This is a genomic window from Chryseotalea sp. WA131a, from assembly GCA_025370075.1.
Lineage (GTDB): Bacteria > Bacteroidota > Bacteroidia > Cytophagales > Cyclobacteriaceae > ELB16-189.
In genome coordinates, this window is sequence record CP073016.1 from 1,755,404 (window position 1) to 1,771,005 (window position 15,602).

The 15,602-nt window shown below is 42.4% G+C and carries 17 protein-coding genes; 6 read left to right on the forward strand and 11 right to left on the reverse strand.

Features of this window, described 5'->3' with window-relative positions; translation table 11 throughout:
• The first annotated feature begins 42 nt into the window (after nt 1-42).
• From KA713_07845 to msrA, 3 genes are all read left to right on the forward strand, one after another.
• On the forward strand, nt 43-603 hold the full coding sequence (locus KA713_07845; protein UXE68475.1) for an aminoacyl-tRNA hydrolase: 561 nt from the start codon (nt 43-45) through the stop codon (nt 601-603).
• Between the two features lie 20 nt (nt 604-623).
• Nucleotides 624-1,409 (forward strand): glycoside hydrolase family 16 protein, encoded by a 786-nt coding sequence (locus KA713_07850; protein ID UXE68476.1) that lies wholly within the window; start codon nt 624-626, stop codon nt 1,407-1,409.
• Between the two features lie 108 nt (nt 1,410-1,517).
• Nucleotides 1,518-2,174 carry a peptide-methionine (S)-S-oxide reductase MsrA gene (gene msrA, locus KA713_07855; protein UXE68477.1) on the forward strand — a complete coding sequence of 219 codons (657 nt, stop codon included), beginning with the start codon at nt 1,518-1,520 and terminating at the stop codon, nt 2,172-2,174.
• Between the two features lie 17 nt (nt 2,175-2,191).
• Here msrA and KA713_07860 read toward each other — a convergent pair whose 3' ends face one another.
• The 5 genes from KA713_07860 to KA713_07880 all read right to left on the reverse strand — a co-directional run bounded on the left by KA713_07860 (nt 2,192) and on the right by KA713_07880 (nt 8,584).
• A complete protein-coding gene (locus tag KA713_07860; GenBank protein ID UXE68478.1) occupies nt 2,192-2,785 on the reverse strand; it encodes a hypothetical protein in 594 nt (197 codons plus the stop codon).
• Between the two features lie 135 nt (nt 2,786-2,920).
• Entirely contained in the window at nt 2,921-6,055 is a 3,135-nt protein-coding gene (locus KA713_07865; protein ID UXE68479.1) for an efflux RND transporter permease subunit, read from the reverse strand.
• Entirely contained in the window at nt 6,052-6,360 is a 309-nt protein-coding gene (locus tag KA713_07870) for a DUF190 domain-containing protein (GenBank protein ID UXE68480.1), read from the reverse strand. The genes KA713_07865 and KA713_07870 overlap by 4 nt, the downstream gene beginning before the upstream one ends.
• A gap of 12 nt (nt 6,361-6,372) precedes the next feature.
• Complete coding sequence (locus KA713_07875) at nt 6,373-7,332, reverse strand: efflux RND transporter periplasmic adaptor subunit (protein ID UXE68481.1); 960 nt, start codon at nt 7,330-7,332, stop codon at nt 6,373-6,375.
• 10 nt (nt 7,333-7,342) lie between these two features.
• Entirely contained in the window at nt 7,343-8,584 is a 1,242-nt protein-coding gene (locus KA713_07880; GenBank protein ID UXE68482.1) for a TolC family protein, read from the reverse strand.
• Nucleotides 8,585-8,703: 119 nt separating this feature from the next.
• Between KA713_07880 and KA713_07885 the strand changes: the two genes are divergently transcribed.
• The gene (locus tag KA713_07885; protein ID UXE68483.1) at nt 8,704-9,081 is read left to right on the forward strand and encodes a RidA family protein; all 378 of its coding nucleotides are present in this window, start codon (nt 8,704-8,706) and stop codon (nt 9,079-9,081) included.
• Between the two features lie 90 nt (nt 9,082-9,171).
• On the opposite strand, the gene KA713_07890 is transcribed toward KA713_07885, so the two are convergent.
• The gene (locus KA713_07890) at nt 9,172-9,612 is read right to left on the reverse strand and encodes a peptidylprolyl isomerase (GenBank protein UXE68484.1); all 441 of its coding nucleotides are present in this window, start codon (nt 9,610-9,612) and stop codon (nt 9,172-9,174) included.
• Between the two features lie 138 nt (nt 9,613-9,750).
• Here KA713_07890 and KA713_07895 point away from each other — a divergent pair, with 138 nt between their 5' ends.
• The gene (locus tag KA713_07895) at nt 9,751-10,008 is read left to right on the forward strand and encodes a hypothetical protein (GenBank protein ID UXE68485.1); all 258 of its coding nucleotides are present in this window, start codon (nt 9,751-9,753) and stop codon (nt 10,006-10,008) included.
• Here the strand turns inward: KA713_07895 and KA713_07900 are convergent, their stop codons facing one another.
• Together KA713_07900 and KA713_07905 are read right to left on the reverse strand one after the other, a co-directional pair.
• A complete protein-coding gene (locus KA713_07900) occupies nt 10,009-10,428 on the reverse strand; it encodes a PIN domain-containing protein (protein ID UXE68486.1) in 420 nt (139 codons plus the stop codon).
• Complete coding sequence (locus KA713_07905) at nt 10,425-10,682, reverse strand: hypothetical protein (protein ID UXE68487.1); 258 nt, start codon at nt 10,680-10,682, stop codon at nt 10,425-10,427. Before KA713_07905 ends, KA713_07900 begins: the two co-directional genes overlap by 4 nt.
• A 79-nt stretch (nt 10,683-10,761) precedes the next feature.
• Here KA713_07905 and KA713_07910 point away from each other — a divergent pair, with 79 nt between their 5' ends.
• Nucleotides 10,762-11,265 (forward strand): metallophosphoesterase family protein, encoded by a 504-nt coding sequence (locus KA713_07910; protein ID UXE68488.1) that lies wholly within the window; start codon nt 10,762-10,764, stop codon nt 11,263-11,265.
• Here KA713_07910 and KA713_07915 read toward each other — a convergent pair.
• Genes KA713_07915 through KA713_07925 form a run of 3 tightly spaced genes read right to left on the reverse strand, consistent with a single transcriptional unit; the run spans nt 11,260 to nt 15,515 of the window.
• Entirely contained in the window at nt 11,260-12,936 is a 1,677-nt protein-coding gene (locus KA713_07915; GenBank protein UXE68489.1) for a hypothetical protein, read from the reverse strand. The genes KA713_07910 and KA713_07915 overlap by 6 nt on opposite strands.
• Before the next feature lie 7 nt (nt 12,937-12,943).
• Nucleotides 12,944-14,641 carry a TldD/PmbA family protein gene (locus tag KA713_07920; GenBank protein UXE68490.1) on the reverse strand — a complete coding sequence of 566 codons (1,698 nt, stop codon included), beginning with the start codon at nt 14,639-14,641 and terminating at the stop codon, nt 12,944-12,946.
• Between the two features lie 49 nt (nt 14,642-14,690).
• Nucleotides 14,691-15,515, reverse strand: coding sequence for a hypothetical protein (locus tag KA713_07925; GenBank protein UXE68491.1), 825 nt, complete (start codon nt 15,513-15,515; stop codon nt 14,691-14,693).
• Nucleotides 15,516-15,602 lie beyond the last annotated feature (87 nt).

Below are 15,602 nucleotides of genomic sequence, written 5' to 3' on the forward strand. Positions count from 1 at the left end.
GCTCACCTCACTCGGTGGCGGGATTTTTTGTTTATTAGAGTAATGAAATTTTTAATAGCTGGTTTAGGAAATAGTGGCCCCGAGTATGAACTCACCCGGCACAACATTGGATTTTTGACACTCGATCGATTGGCCGATAATCATAAACTTGATTTTGCTACCGAGCGATTGGCTGATCGAGCGGAATGGAAATACAAAGGCAAGCAAATTCATTTTATCAAACCAAACACGTATATGAATTTGAGCGGCAAGGCGATTGCCTACTGGCTGCAAGAATTAAAAATCCCCACTGAGAATCTACTTGTGGTGGTTGATGAAATCGCTTTGCCTTTTGGCAGCTTGCGCATGCGCACCAAAGGCAGCGCGGCCGGTCATAATGGTTTGAAAAATATTGAATTGGTATTGGGCGGACAAGACTACTCGAGATTACGCTTTGGTATAGGCAGTGAATTCTCGAAAGGCCAACAAGTCGATTATGTTTTAGGTAATTTTACGCAAGAGCAATTTCAAGAACTGCCTAAACACATGGACAAAGCCATTGAAATGATTTTATCGTTTTGCACCATCGGAGCAGAACGCACGATGAATTTTTTTAATAATTGACCATTTTCTTAATCTTAAAAATGAAAAACATTTTATTCGTTGCTGTATTCGTCTCAATTATTTGTTGCCAATCGAAACAAAAATTGGTTTGGTCAGATGAGTTTGATACGGAGGGTGCCCCCGATACCACCAAATGGAACTATGATTTAGGAGATGGCTGTCCCAAAGTGTGCGGTTGGGGAAACAATGAAGCACAATTCTATACCGATCAATCAAAAAATGCTCGGGTAGAAAATGGAAAACTAGTGATTGAAGTACACCACGATTCGTTGGGCGGAAAAGCTTTCACATCCACTCGGATTGTTTCAAAATACAAAGGCGACTGGCGGTATGGAAGAATAGAAGTAAAGGCCAAACTCCCAAAAGGAATTGGTACTTGGCCAGCCATTTGGATGTTATCAACCGATTGGAAATATGGTGGCTGGCCTATCAGCGGTGAAATTGACATCATGGAGCACGTTGGCTACGATCAAGGCGTGATACACGGCACACTGCATAGCGAAAAATACAATCACATCAAGCAAACCCAACAAGAAGGCAAAATCACCATCAATGATTGCAGTGAAAATTTTCATTTGTATGCCATAAATTGGACTGCCGATCAAATCGATTTTTTTGTGGATGACAAGCTTTATCATTCTGTCAAAAGAAATCCAACCGATACCTTTGAAGGGTGGCCATTTGATCAGCGTTTTCATCTCATCATGAACATTGCAGTGGGAGGAAATTGGGGAGGTGTAAAGGGTATTGATAATTCGATATGGCCGCAGCGCATGGAAGTGGATTATGTGAGGGTCTATCAATAGAAGGTTGACGCAGCAATCGATATCTTTGACGTGGATGCGACATATCGCCAAGAATTGGCAAACTATAACGCAACTAAGAACGTTTACTCAAGCACCTTACTATTTAATATGAAGACACAATCCTCCTTCCTGTTCACTGCTCTGATTTCTTTCGCTCTTTTTTCGTGCAGCGGGCAATCGAGTAAAAAAAAACAGGCTGATTTAAAAGTGAATTTAACACCTCCGGCCGGAAAAGCGGTAGCTGCTTTTGCAGAAGGATGCTTCTGGTGTTCAGAACATATTTTTGAAGCGGTGGTAGGAGTAGATTCTGCCGTATCTGGTTATGCTGGCGGAAAGACTATCAACCCTACCTATGAGTTGGTCAATACCGAAACCACTGGCCATGCAGAGACGGTACTAGTGTACTATGATCCAAAAATTGTTAGCTACGAAGAATTGCTCCGTGTATTCTTTACCTCACAAGACCCTACCACACCGAATCAGCAAGGTCCGGATAGAGGAAACTCCTATCGATCGATTATCTTTTATAGCACTCCACAAGAAAAAGAATTAGCCGAAAAAGCCAAGGTGACCTATGGCCCCTCTTTTAACAAACCAATTGTATCAGAAATAAAACCGTTAACAGCTTTCTACAAAGCAGAAGAGTATCATCAAAATTATATTGAACACAATCAGTTTAGTAGCTACGTGATAGGCGTTTCTATTCCTCGGTTTGAGAAGTTTAAAAGAACCTACAAAGGAAAAATAAAGAACTCAGCCAAGTAAAGCTGGATCGGAGTCAATCAAGTTCTTTTTAGTTCCAAAAGCTTATTACGCTCTGTTTGTAATTCTCGCGAAAGTTTTTTCTCTTTTTCCAAGGATTTGCGTTTGTACTGGTCAAACTCATCAGTGAGAAGAGTTAATCTCTCACTCTTTTCTTTTATGGATTGGTTGACCAATCGGGCACGGCCAAGCAATACAATAATAAAAAGAACTAGTATGCCCGTTACCACCAAAAACGAGATGTTAAAAAACCACTTTGTAAAACCAATCCCAAAAAAAGAGATGTGTTGGCTATCGTGAACTAGCCCAGTAACAGAAGCCTGAACGGAGTCAACTTTCTCACCAGCCGCTTTGAAATCACTATTTAGTTTGGCTATGGATTGGTTGGCTTGCTTGATTTCTACTTTCAATCGCTTCACGGAATCCATTACCCCTCTCCAAAACTCATCTAGTTTTACTTCTTTAATCACCTTATAATCTTGATAGGTTTCAGCCGTTGACTTCAATTGAACATACTGCTGTGGCAATGGGAGGTTTGTTTCCAAAACAACTTGTTGTACCTGACCGTTGGCCACTAGCGAAACAACAAGAAAAGGCAAAATCAAAAATTTCATACGGTTGATTAATTAAATAAAAAGTAAGATGGTTGAATTTAGCTCAGTAATATAACACTATCAAACAAACAAACTACATCATGACACGATTAAAAAACAAAAACCTCGCTGGACGGAACCTGATGGTTGTGGTTGCTAGAAATTGGTCAACGGAGTTGTTAGCCTTTTTCTAATCAACAGCCAATATAACGGTGGCATGAGTGTTGGCACAAAAATCAATGTGCTTGTCAATCCACCAATAATTACGGTAGCCAATGGCCGTTGCACATCCGACCCAATACCAGATGAAAATGCAGCTGGGAACAAGCCCACGATGGCTACCAGCATAATTGCCAAGATAGCTTTCAATTGCTCAGCCGAAGTGCGAAACACAATATCACGCGCATCTCCTGGCTGAGAGGCTATTTCCCTGTTCAAAGCTGAAATCAACAATACACCCGCCATTACCGAAATACCGAAGATGGAAACAAAACCAACACCAGCAGAAACATTGAAGTTATACCCACGAAGCTCCAACGCCAATATCCCTCCACCCAATGCAAACAAAATACAAGTGAGTGTCAACAACGTTGATTTCAATTCTTTAAACAGCATCCACAAGAAAATGAAAACCACGATAATGGTAAGCGGTATTGAAATCATCAACTGGGCCCCAGCCCGCTCTAAATTTTCGTATTGTCCGCCATAGAGTACCTGGTACCCATCTGGCACAGTAATCGCTTTTTCTATTTTTTTACTTACCTCACTCACAAAACCACCTTGGTCACGACCGCGGATGTTGGTACGAACAGTGATCATCCGCTTACCATTCAATCGGTAAATATTGGTTTGACCCTCTACATATTCAATTTTTGCCAATTGATCTAATGGGATGAGGGAACCATTGGACGCAGACACTTGTAGGTTTTTAATTGCCTCCATGGAGTTTCTGCTTTCCGGAATGTAGCGCACCACGATGTCGTACTTTTTTGCACCATCATATACCGTACCAATGGGTTTGCCCCCAATGGCCGCTTCTACCATATTTTGAACATCGGATACGTTGATGCCATAGCGTGCAGCAGCTTTGCGATCGATGCGAATGGCCAACTGAGCTTGCGCACCTTCTTGCTCAATATTTACAGCAGAAGAGCCATTTGTTGCTCGAACAATTTCGGCAATGCTATCGGCCTTGTGGCGCATCAAATCAAAATCATACCCCACTATGGAAATAGCCAAGTCTGCTGCAGAGCCCGTTACAATTTCCATCACTTGGTCGATGATGGGTTGACCAGAAGAAAAGAATGAACCTGGAAATTCGTTTTGCAATTCAGTCTGCAAACACTGGACTAAATCTTTTTTCTTTACGGTATCTGCCCACAAAGCATAATCCTTTAAGCCTACTAAAATTTCTGTTCGGTCGGTAGGAAAAGGATCAGTGCCATCATCGTTGCGGCCGGTTTGGGTAATCACAAACTCAACTGGATAATTGCTGGCCACTATTTCTCTAATCTTAGGGGCGATTTTCGCATTCTCTTTGATGGTGATACCAGAAGGCATAAACGATCGCATAAAAATGGATCCTTCATCCAATTCAGGCAAAAATTCTGTACCCAACTTGGCACCTAGCGAAACCAAGAACAACACGATGGCAAAACCAACCATCACAACAAGCTTAGGTATTTTAAAAATTACGCGAAGCAATTTCTCGTACAGATAGGTCAAACCATCCATTAAAAAATGACGGGCCTTTCCCTCCATCATTTTCTCTTTCTTCATCGCTCGGCTAAAAGCAAACGAGATCAAAACAGGAATGAGTGTGAGCGCACAAATCATGGAGCCCAATACTGCAAACGCCAACGTTAAAGCCATGGGCGAAAACAATTTTCCCTCCACTCGTTGCATCAACAAGATTGGCATATAGGCCAACATAATGATGACCACGGAGAAAAATATTTCGCGGCCTACTTCTTGCGCGGATAGCAATGTAATTTTGGTAATCCCTTCCTCCTTTTCATCGGGTGTGGCGTTGGTATATCGTCTGATCAAATCCTCGGCCATCACACAAGCACCGTCTACAATTACGCCAAAGTCAATAGCTCCAAGCGATAACAAGTTGGCCGGGATGCCGGTGAGCTTCATCATGATGAAGGCAAAGAGCATGGCAAACGGAATGGTGGCGGCCACCACAAATGCTGCCCGAAAACTGCCCAGCACCATCACCAATAAAATGATTACAATCGAAATGCCCATGAAAACGGTTTCCGCTACGGTATCCAGCGAATGCTCAATCAAAAAACTTCGGTCGTACAGCACGCGCAGCTTCACTCCTTTTGGCAATTCGTGCGATTCCAAATCTTTGATTTGCTCTTTCAATAACTCCAACGCTTGGCTTGGGTTCTCGCCTCTGCGTAGCAATACTATGCCTTCCGTAGTGCCGGTGATGTCTAAGCTGGCAGAGTTAACGCGATAGCCCAGCAAACCTGAAACAGGTGGTGGCGCAATTTCTACCGTTGCCACATCTCTAATAAATACGGGCACACCATTTACCGACTTCAATACAATGTTCTCAATGTCCTCGGTCGTTTTGATAGCGCCCAATCCACGCACAGCAAAACCTTGCGTGCCTTGCTCTATCGTGTTGCCTCCAGTATTTTGATTGTTAACATTAACGGCATCCATTACCTCTTGCAGTTTCATCTCATACTTTCGGAGTTTGCCAGGATCGGTGAGTATATGAAATTGCTTGATGGGGCCACCAAACGTAGTCACATCGGCAATGCCCGGAACTTGCAATAATCGGGGTATGATGATCCAATCTTGAATATCGCGAAGTTGCAACGGAGAAATTTCTGGCGGGCCTTCTACTACATAGCGATAAATTTCTCCGACAGCCGTTGTCAGGGGTGCGATGCGGGGAGTAACCCCATCTGGTAAATCAGCTGCCGACAATCGTTCTAACACTTGCTGGCGTGCAAAGTAATCGGTTACCGATTCATCAAAATTTAGTTGTACTACTGACAAGCCAAAAATAGTACGCGACCTTCTGTCGGTTACATTAGGTACATTGTTTAAGACACGCTCAATCGGAATGGTTACTTGCTGCTCTACTTCTTCGGCTGCCCTTCCATTGTATTGTGTGATGACAATTACATTGGTATCGGCAATATCCGGGTAGGCTTCAATTTTTAATTCTTCAAAACTCCAAAATCCTAAACCCATTAAGACGAGGCTCAAGCCAATCACCAACCAACGGTTGGACATGGAGAATATGAGGATACGCTTAATCATTTTTTAGAATACACCGTAACAGGATAAGCGATAAACAATCCGATGTTGGTGAGCGAGCGCAATTCGGTGAGCGCTGCTTTTACTTTTTCATCTTCGTCTATAAACGTAATCATCAAAGGCACTTCATCGAAAGAAAACAACTGTGTCGGGCGCTGGATATAATCATTTTGTCCAAAGCCAGCTACCCCTTCGAACATGGTTGCTCCGGCAATGCCCTTCTTCACCAAAAAATCCATCACAAACTTATGCAGCGGCTGGTCTTGTTTGCGATCGTCTTTGTCAAAAAAAAGTTGCGCCTGTGTCATATGGTAAAACAATTAATAACCGAAGCTAAGTCCTTTTAATTGCATGGTGCCATCTTTTACCACTTGCTCTCCTTCTTGCAAGCCCGTCAATACGATTGAACTCTGCTCCACGTTTTGGCCAAGCGTAATGAGTCTCCTTCTGTATTCGTTATCACCTATTTTTACAAAAGCATAAATTTTTCCACCCACGGTAATGATCGCGCTTTGTGGGATTGAAATGAATTTCCCTTCCGCCAAACCAAAATCAACATTGGCATACATACCTGCTTTGATCCGGCTATCGGGGTTCGAAAGAATGATGCGCACTTTTACCATGCGTGTGATGGCATCTACCACATCGCCCACGGCCTCTACCTTGGCTTTCATTATTTCGTTGGGGAAGGAATTAAAATGAACGTCACACTTATTTCCCTCGCGCACTTTATCCACTTGGTTTTCGGGCACATTGCAAAGCACCCACACGGTTTTGGCACGAGCGCCTCGAAGAGCAACCGGATCAAAACCTCCTAACTTAAGTTTTGTTTCATGTTCTATGATCACGGCTTCCTCGTTGGCCAACTGCGTTTGTGCCTCTATTAAATCCTTTCCGGTAGCCGCTCCATGTGCCAACAAATCTTTTACGCGAGCGATGTTTATCTTCCATTGATTGATCAATACCAAATGTTGTAGATAGGAAGCGTAGTTGTAAGACAAATCGGCATTGTCAAACAAAATCAAATTTTGGGCGGTGTTATCACCCGATTGAACCACCGTGGCCATCACATGGGCGGGGGCAGAAAAGCGAGCGGTAAGGTTTTCTTTCTTAGTGACAATGGTTTCGAATTGGTCGGTTTGGTGATGGTCGGAGAAAGTTATTAGCTCTCCATTCTCTTTCACGCTTGGTTTTGTGATGGCAATCACCGCGTGAGTGGCTTCGTGCTTTCTGCAAGCCCCCATGGAACAAATCACCAAAACGAATAGGATATTCTTCATTTTCCTAAAATTACATCTTATTTAAAGTACCCGTAACAAAAAGCATGGTAATGTAACTCTTTCGGTAATTGTAAAGAGTCTCATAATAGTTTTGTCTTGTTTCAAACCAGGCCCGTTGCGCCTCCAAAAAATCAATCAAGCTGGTAGCCACACGCAAGTAAGCATACCGCACCGTTTCTAGCACGGTGTCAGATTGGCGCAACAGTGACTCATAGCGCGATAGATTGTTTCGGTAGAGTTGAAATGTTTTGTAAGCAGTCTCCACTTCGGTTCGAAGTGTTAACTCAATGCGTTTAAAATTTAATTCGCTTTGTTGCTTAAACACTTTCGACTTCCCTATTTCACCTTGATTGCGGGAGAAAACTGGAAGTTGAATCGTTCCAAAAAATCCAAGGTACGGCACCGAGTTTTGGGGGTTCCAAATCAAACCCAATTCAGGTTGAGGGATCGCACGCGATTTTTGAAGGACAATATTACTTTCGGCCAAGGCTACGCTGGCTTGCATCACCTGCATATCCGAACGTTGCTCAATCGATAGCTTGTAAAGAGAATCAAGATTGTCTGGCAATTGTGGAAGTATAAAGGGGTCATCAACAGCAATGGAAACACTATCAATAGCACCCAATTGAAGTCGTAACAACTTCAACTGATTATAATAGTCCTGCTTCGATTCAACGTAACGCAACCGATACTGCTCAGCCAATAATTTAGTCCTTATCAAATCACTTTGCGTAATTACTTGGTTCTTGAAACGATTCTCGTTGATGACGTTGAGGCTATCAATATTTTTAAGTGTTTTGCCAATGGCCTCGAACTGAACGTACGAATGCCACGCATCCAACCATTGATTGGCTGCTTCATTTAATACATTCCGTTCAGTTTCAAAATAGGATTTCTCAGTTACGCGATAGGCCTGCTCCGCAAAATCGATTTTCTTTCCTCGGAGGTTGTCAAGCTGAAAAGGCTTTGTTAGTTGATACCAAACCTGACGATTTAGGTTATCACTCCAACCCGAATTGGTCGGGAAATACTTGGAGTCAACTTGCTGTAGTGTTTGATTGTTGAAGTTAGGGTTTGGTCGCAGGCCGGCTGTCACCACTTCAAACCTGGCAAGCTCCAAGTTTTTAATTTCGCTTTTCAAAACCGGGTTATTCTCTTTCGATTTTGTCAATGCGGCTTGAAAAGAAAACTGTTGCGCGTTTGACTTAAAGCAGCCAAATACAATCAAAAAAAAGCAAAAATACCTAACCATCTTCTTCTAAAATCATATAAACGTACAGTTAACTTCACTTTTGTCCAAAAGTTTTTAGCAATCCTTAAAAAAAGCTAAACATATCACTATCTTGAACCCATTCAATATAATTAATTATTATGAATAAAATTTTTGCTGAAAATGCTCCCAAAGCAATAGGCCCGTATTCGCACGCTTATCAATCGGGCAACTTGATTTTTTGTTCCGGACAAACGCCTCTCAATCCCTCCACCATGTTGATTGAAGGAGCTACTGTAACCGAGCAAACATTATTGGTGCTCCAAAATTTAGAGACTGTGTTAAAGGCAGCCGGCACCAACCGCAACCATGTGTTGAAGACGTCTGTCTTTCTAAAAAACTTTGCCGACTTTGAGAAGATGAACAAAGCCTACGAGCAATTTTTTGGTGAACACAAGCCAGCCCGCACTACGGTTGAAGTGAGTCGATTACCAAAAGATGCATTGGTGGAGATTGAGTGTGTTGCTGAGAAGGTATGAGCGGTATTCGGTGCTCCGTAATCAGTATTCGTTAAAGCAAAATGCAGTTTCGAAGTACCAATTATCAAACACCGATTACACTTTATACTTCTAAGCTACCTCCGAAATAACCACCTTCTCCATCACATCTCCTTGGCGGATGGTATCGATTACGTCTAAGCCCTCCACCACTTTACCAAAAACGGTATGATTGCGGTCGAGATGCTTGGTGGTTTGGCGCGTATGACAAATAAAAAACTGAGAGCCACCTGTATTGCGACCAGCATGGGCCATGGAAAGAACACCTCGGTCGTGGTATTGATTATCGCCTGTTAGTTCACAATCGATGTGATAACCTGGGCCACCGTTGCCAATACCATTGGGGCAGCCACCTTGAATCATAAAATTAGGAATCACCCGATGAAAAGTAAGGCCATTATAAAAACCCTTCTCAGCAAGCGTGATAAAATTCTTTACGGTGTTAGGAGCATCTTTTTCAAAGAAGTTGATTTTCATGATGCCCTTATTGGTGTGTATTTCTGCTACTTTCATATTCTATAAAAATTTAGGCTGCAAAGTTAGCAGGAGATTGTAATTTTGGAAGGATGAAATGGCCATTATAAAAAGTTGTCACTTAACAGAATGTTTTGATTAGTGCCATGTGGTCTCTAAAAAAACAACTATAAATGGATGAAAACCTGCCCAAGCAATAAAAAGATGTACATAACCGAAAGCCTTGCGGTGGATGCTTTGATTGAAGCCAATACTCAGTTTCAATTTGGCAATCATCAGGGGCCAATAGCAGTTTATCTGTGCGAAGAATGCGGACATTTTCATCTGACCTCGCAGGGCAAAATAAACGAACAATTGGAGGGCTTGATGAAAGAAGGAAAACTAAAAAAAATGAGAGAAGCTGCGCAATGGGAAAACAAGCTGCGCAGAAAATGACTACTTCATCACATACTTCTTTAAAAAATCGTGCGAGCTCAACACTTCCAGTTTTGAAAAGTGAAAATCATTTTTGTCTTCGGTAATGATGCATTTACACTTTACGGCTTCCGCAGAATAGTACTCGAGCCCATCTTCAAAATCATGAACGGATTTATTTTGAATGGCTTTCAATACCGTAGATTTGTCGGCCGTAGCGATTTCTATATTCTTGACCAACAGCTCTATTTTGGTCTTCGCCATTACTGTTCCACTCTTCTTTTCAGAAAAGTAAAAGGCAATGGCCAAACAAATCGGTGATGTATAAACTTGAAATGAAGTATTGCCCGCTAAACTAAGTACTCGAGAAGAATACGTAAACAACGGATACTCTTTGTTCAATACAGAAACCAGAATATTGGCATCCAAAAAGATTTTCATTTTCTGGATTTGTAGAATTCCGCTTTTAAATATTTGCGCGAACGGGCTTTGCGCTGATACTGAACTTCTCCTTCGGCCACTTGGCTTACCCAATCAGCCACGGGTAGGTCTTCCAATTGCTTGTAGTGGCCACTGGTCATTTTACTATATAAAAACTCAGTAAGGCGCGAAAGGCTTATGTTGTTATCATCCGCAAACCGTTTGGCCTTCGCTACAATATCTTCGTTGAAACTAAGGGTGATTTTTACGTCCATAACTTATTCTTTTAATTATACGACAAAAATAAATAATCAATACGTATAAAATACAAACTAGTTAGAATTATTTTTGATTATGAAAATAGGCTTACTCTCAGACACCCACAGTTTTCTAGACAACAAGGTATTTGATTATTTCAAAGAAGTAGATGAGATTTGGCATGCGGGCGATATTGGCGATGCAGATGTAATCAACCAACTAGAAAAATACAAAACGGTTCGAGCAGTTTACGGAAACATTGACGATAAAAATATTCAATCTCGCTACCCCGAAGACAATTGGTTTGATTGTGAAGGAATAATAGTTTGGATGACACACATTGCTGGCGCTCCACCAAACTATAATCCCAGAATTAAGAAAGTATTACAAGAAAAAATCCCTGGCCTATTAATCTGCGGTCATTCGCACATACTAAAAGTGGTAAAAGACAAAACCTACCAGAACATGGTGTATATCAACCCAGGTGCAGCGGGCAACCATGGTTTCCATCACATGAAAACCATCCTACGGTTTGAAATCCTGAATAAGGAAATCAAAAATATGGAGGTGATAGAGCTTGGTAAAAGAGGTAAACTATGATTTCTTCAAAGGACTGCTAACGTATTCTTCCTCTTTCAAAGAAGGCATTTTAATTGGCTGGACTTCCGCCTCTTCAAGCAGAACAGCCTGTGGCACAATCCACGATGTATGATTTTGCCCACCATTCCTACCAAAGCCTTGTCCGCCTAAATTATGAGCAGCATATTTCTCCGAAGCTCCCAAAATCCTCTTCCACGTTTTAAATCCTGTTTGGCGAAGTGTTACATTCTTCACTTGTTCCTCCTTACCGGTATTTACATCCACTTTGTAAGCATCCACAAAACCCATACGAGATGATCCATCGCGAAGAATCAACGCAAATTGCAATCCCTCCTTCTTGGCTTGCGCCAATAATTTTTCCTTCAATGTTTTGTCTGAATCTTTTTGAGCAATGGTAACTTCTACCACTCCGGGCCCGTCTGAAAATCCATTTGCTACTTGGTTGGGATTGGTTAGAGTGCGGTTGTTGAGTAAGTTTTTCAATACTCCATTTTCGATTATAGTTAATTCATCAGGCGGCCGCACGCCCTCTTGGTCGATTTGAAAATGCCCCAGTAAATCAATACCATTGAAAGTGGTAAGAAATGGTTTTGCCTTCACCGAAATCAGGTTGTTCACAATGCTCTTACCAATTTTACCATCCGATGAAATGGATTCTTCATCGTATTGAAAACCTTTTAGCTTAGCGATGTTATCGTTGGCAAAAATACCTTCGCGGCCTTGCACTATCGTAGAGGCAAATGTTTCGGCTACGGATATTCCTTCCAATAACACCGGGCCATTGTACTCTTCCGTTAATTCAACAATATTTTTTTCAGCATCCATTTTCTTCACCATTCCAGCAATATCTGTTTTAAGTTGATCCATAGACGGAAGTTTATCCAATGTTTTGGCTTCATGCGAAATCCGCTCCATGGAGAATTTGCCCTTCTCGTCTTTGCTTTGTGCGAAAGCACTGATGGTGGCATTGCTAAACGGAATTTTTGTAACCAACCCTTCTGTGTTTACTAAGTACTTATGCCCTTCCACAAAACTTACAAACACTACCGAATTGTTGATGTTGGGTTGTTGCTTAAAGAAGCTGGACAACTCTTTCACTTTTGTTTCCCAATCCGCACGATGGTAGTTGGAGGGAGTTTGCGTTTGAATAATCCGCTGAACGGGCACTTTTGCAAATGAGCGATGCGGGATTTCCGCCAATGGTTTTCCGGTCTCCTTTAATGTTTGCTTATGCTTTTCAAAATGCCGGGCAGCACTGCGATAGACATTATCCGTGGTGATCCAAAACGATCTGCGAATTCCCCAATAATCATCGTCTAACGGAAGGCTGATTTCCATGGCAGTTGGCGAGCTGAACAAATTATCTTCTAAACTCTCATCATTAAATTCATAACCACCCACCAAAATGCGCGTGGTGCTTTTATAGCGATTTCTATCTTCGATAGAATTCATTAGAGCACCTAGTGTGGCCGAAACGATCATCGACTTTTGTTCGACTAGTCCATACATGATAAAGAATGGCTTTTCAAATCCAGGAAGCGATAGTTCTTTACTGTTCCTATTCAATTCATCTTGCATCGCCCGCAAAATCACATCTTCCGTTTGGGCATTGGCCGCATACAAACATACTAGGCAAAACACTAAAACAATTTGAATTCTATTCTTCAACATAGATAAACTATTTGTTGGTATCTGAAGGCTTTGTCAAAAGTGGTTTTTCCACTTGCGTGACCATTTTTTTTTGTGTCTCAATCCTCTTTACATACAATGAAGGCGAGATGGCCGTTACCGGCACGCTGCCCGACTCTGCACCGCAAAAGCCCGTGAACACTTCACTCTTATCATCGGCTGCCTGAATCTCAGCAAACATGGCCAGAGGTGTACCGATCAAATCCACACCACGCACCAGTTCATCCGGTCGGCCGTCAACATAAATGCGGTACACTTCGGTTGGAAAGATGTTGAATGCATTGGGCATCACGCGGCCCGTGTTGGTAAACCCACCCAGCACTTCCATAAAAAGATACCCGTATTTCATGTTTTCTTTTTTGCATTGGGCAATCAATAGTTTTCGAAGGTTGGCCATGTCCACCACCTTTTTATTTTCAATGATAAGATTGGATTGACGCGTCACCACATCGGCTTCGGCTTCTGCCCTACCGTGCCCATTTGAATTTGAAAAGTTTTCGATGGGTGTGCGCGACATCAAAAAGGTTTTTAAAATACCATTTTCCACTACCGTAACTTTTCTGGCCTTCACCCCTTCATCATCGTATTGGTAATAGCCATTCAACGGTTGATTGTTAAACGTTTGGCGTGTAGGATCAAATAGAACACTTAGCGATTTTGGCAACACCAGTTGGTTCACTTTGTCTTTAAATGTTTGACCATCGAATTTGCTTTTCAACCGTTGCCCTTCCACTCGGTGCCCAAAAATTTCATGAAAGAAAACTCCTGCCGCCCGTGCGTGCAAAATGGCGGGGCCGGTATAGGGTTCAGCTAATGGTGCGGTTCGTAGTTTTATTAATTTCTCTTTCAGTACTTCTATATCCTTCATCACCACGTCCTCATTCGGCAATTGGCCTGGCAGGGTAGCATAGTACGACAGGTGCAGTGGCACAATGTCGCCATCTTCGGCACGCACCGAAGCACTTACGGTCAAGTAAGCCGATGTTCTGTTTTGCGCTACTCGCGAACCTTCGGTAGAAACAAAATACTTGCGGTCGTAGTCGACATGAATGCTCACATCGCCATCTACTACTCCTTCCAACGAAAGAAAGGCACCACTCCATTTTTTTGTTTTCTGCGTCCAGCTAGCGGCATCAAAAAAAGTATCGGTACTTATTTTTTCTTCTATAAAAACAGATGGCTCTTCTTTGGAGAAATCACTTACCCGCTTGGCAGTAGATTTAACCGGCACATTCTTGCGCGCTTTGTAAGCCGACAATGCCGAACGATAAGCACTTTGGGTTTGTTGCCACAATACTACCTCAATGGCCAGTGGCTCATTTTCTTCCGGCAAAATTTGAGCTCTGCCTCGCCCACCTTCAAAATCAAAAGCGCCATCCCCACCTTCCATGTCATCTATTGGGTGCGAATCGTCAAATGTATAATCGCCCACGCGCACCGAGGTATGGAGGAAGCGCAACCGTTGTTTGTTTTCGTCCACCAAGCTACCAAGCGATCCGCGCAAGCGATAGGTTTGGTTGTCTGTAATTCGGTACGCCAAAAAATAAGGCGGCTGCTGTGCTTTTTGAAATTCTGCCCACTCCCGTTTCATTTCTGTTTCCACAATCGACAGCAACGGATCAGCCGATTGGGCATGTAGAAATGAACCAGAAAAAAAAATAAAAACTAAATACAGATGCCTCTTCATGGGTAAACAATCAGCTATGAAAAATAAAATTGAATGAATCGCAGCATTCTCAAAACTTCTCCTCTTCTTCCTCCTTTATGGCTGGAGCTTTTTGCGGTGTTGCCCGCTCTTTTGATTTCCTTTTGAACATTCCAAAAATACCTTTCTTCTTCTTGGGCTCTTCGACTGGTGGCGAAGTTATAGACGTAGAGTCAATTGGTTGGTCTTGAAGCTTCGTATCCATCTTCAATGACTCCTTTTTCTTTTTATCTTTTTTGCTGAACAAGTTTTTAAAGAATCCAAAGAAGCCCTTTTTCTTTTCTTTCTTGTCCGTAGCCGTAACTTTAGCCTCTTCTTGTTCACCTTGCATGGCTAAGCGCACATCGGGCAACACCAAAACATTGCGGAAGTACCACATGTAGTTGTCTTGGTCCACATTGAATTTTTCTTTCTCCAACGAAATTACATACACACTGTCTTCTTGGCTTTCCGAATTGGTCGAAGCAATTTTATCCGAAGAGGTAACCATATCATTGACGCTGCGCGCTGCACTGTCCAGCAACTTAGCAATGTTGCCATTCAGCGAGTCTTTTTTCTTCACCGGATAAACAGGCTTCATCTCCACCGTCTGCAACGCGCGCATTGCCTTTCGGTAGGTTTTTTCCGGAAGTAATAAGTAACGCGTACGCTTGTTTCTCTTTTCTTTAGGTAATGCAGGTCCTGGCAAAACGACACTCTTATCCCAACTGGAATCGCGTGCGGGCAACGTCAACGTCTTGCTATTGGAAGCCAGTAATTCGCGCGGCTGAGATTTGTTTTCGTTGTAATAAACAAAGGTTTCGCGAGCGGTGGGCTTATCGTGAATAAATGCGCTCTGATAGGCAGGGCATATCATCTTCTGCGTTTTGCAGCCAGTTAGCGCCAAAAGAAGACATGCACACCAGAATAAAGCCCCTTTCATTCAGATACAGTATTCAAAAGC

Excerpts from the sequence above, each read along its gene's own strand:
- msrA (UXE68477.1), top strand. The coding sequence starts at position 1,518 with ATGAAGACACAATCCTCCTTCCTGTTCACTGCTCTGATTTCTTTCGCT.
- KA713_07890 (UXE68484.1), bottom strand. The coding sequence starts at position 9,612 with ATGAAAGTAGCAGAAATACACACCAATAAGGGCATCATGAAAATCAAC.
- KA713_07865 (UXE68479.1), bottom strand. The coding sequence starts at position 6,055 with ATGATTAAGCGTATCCTCATATTCTCCATGTCCAACCGTTGGTTGGTG.
- KA713_07850 (UXE68476.1), top strand. The coding sequence starts at position 624 with ATGAAAAACATTTTATTCGTTGCTGTATTCGTCTCAATTATTTGTTGC.
- KA713_07870 (UXE68480.1), bottom strand. The coding sequence starts at position 6,360 with ATGACACAGGCGCAACTTTTTTTTGACAAAGACGATCGCAAACAAGAC.
- KA713_07845 (UXE68475.1), top strand. The coding sequence starts at position 43 with ATGAAATTTTTAATAGCTGGTTTAGGAAATAGTGGCCCCGAGTATGAA.
- KA713_07895 (UXE68485.1), top strand. The coding sequence starts at position 9,751 with ATGAAAACCTGCCCAAGCAATAAAAAGATGTACATAACCGAAAGCCTT.
- KA713_07900 (UXE68486.1), bottom strand. The coding sequence starts at position 10,428 with ATGAAAATCTTTTTGGATGCCAATATTCTGGTTTCTGTATTGAACAAA.
- KA713_07905 (UXE68487.1), bottom strand. The coding sequence starts at position 10,682 with ATGGACGTAAAAATCACCCTTAGTTTCAACGAAGATATTGTAGCGAAG.
- KA713_07875 (UXE68481.1), bottom strand. The coding sequence starts at position 7,332 with ATGAAGAATATCCTATTCGTTTTGGTGATTTGTTCCATGGGGGCTTGC.
- KA713_07885 (UXE68483.1), top strand. The coding sequence starts at position 8,704 with ATGAATAAAATTTTTGCTGAAAATGCTCCCAAAGCAATAGGCCCGTAT.
- KA713_07915 (UXE68489.1), bottom strand. The coding sequence starts at position 12,936 with ATGTTGAAGAATAGAATTCAAATTGTTTTAGTGTTTTGCCTAGTATGT.
- KA713_07880 (UXE68482.1), bottom strand. The coding sequence starts at position 8,584 with ATGGTTAGGTATTTTTGCTTTTTTTTGATTGTATTTGGCTGCTTTAAG.
- KA713_07925 (UXE68491.1), bottom strand. The coding sequence starts at position 15,515 with ATGATATGCCCTGCCTATCAGAGCGCATTTATTCACGATAAGCCCACC.
- KA713_07910 (UXE68488.1), top strand. The coding sequence starts at position 10,762 with ATGAAAATAGGCTTACTCTCAGACACCCACAGTTTTCTAGACAACAAG.
- KA713_07920 (UXE68490.1), bottom strand. The coding sequence starts at position 14,641 with ATGAAGAGGCATCTGTATTTAGTTTTTATTTTTTTTTCTGGTTCATTT.
- KA713_07860 (UXE68478.1), bottom strand. The coding sequence starts at position 2,785 with ATGAAATTTTTGATTTTGCCTTTTCTTGTTGTTTCGCTAGTGGCCAAC.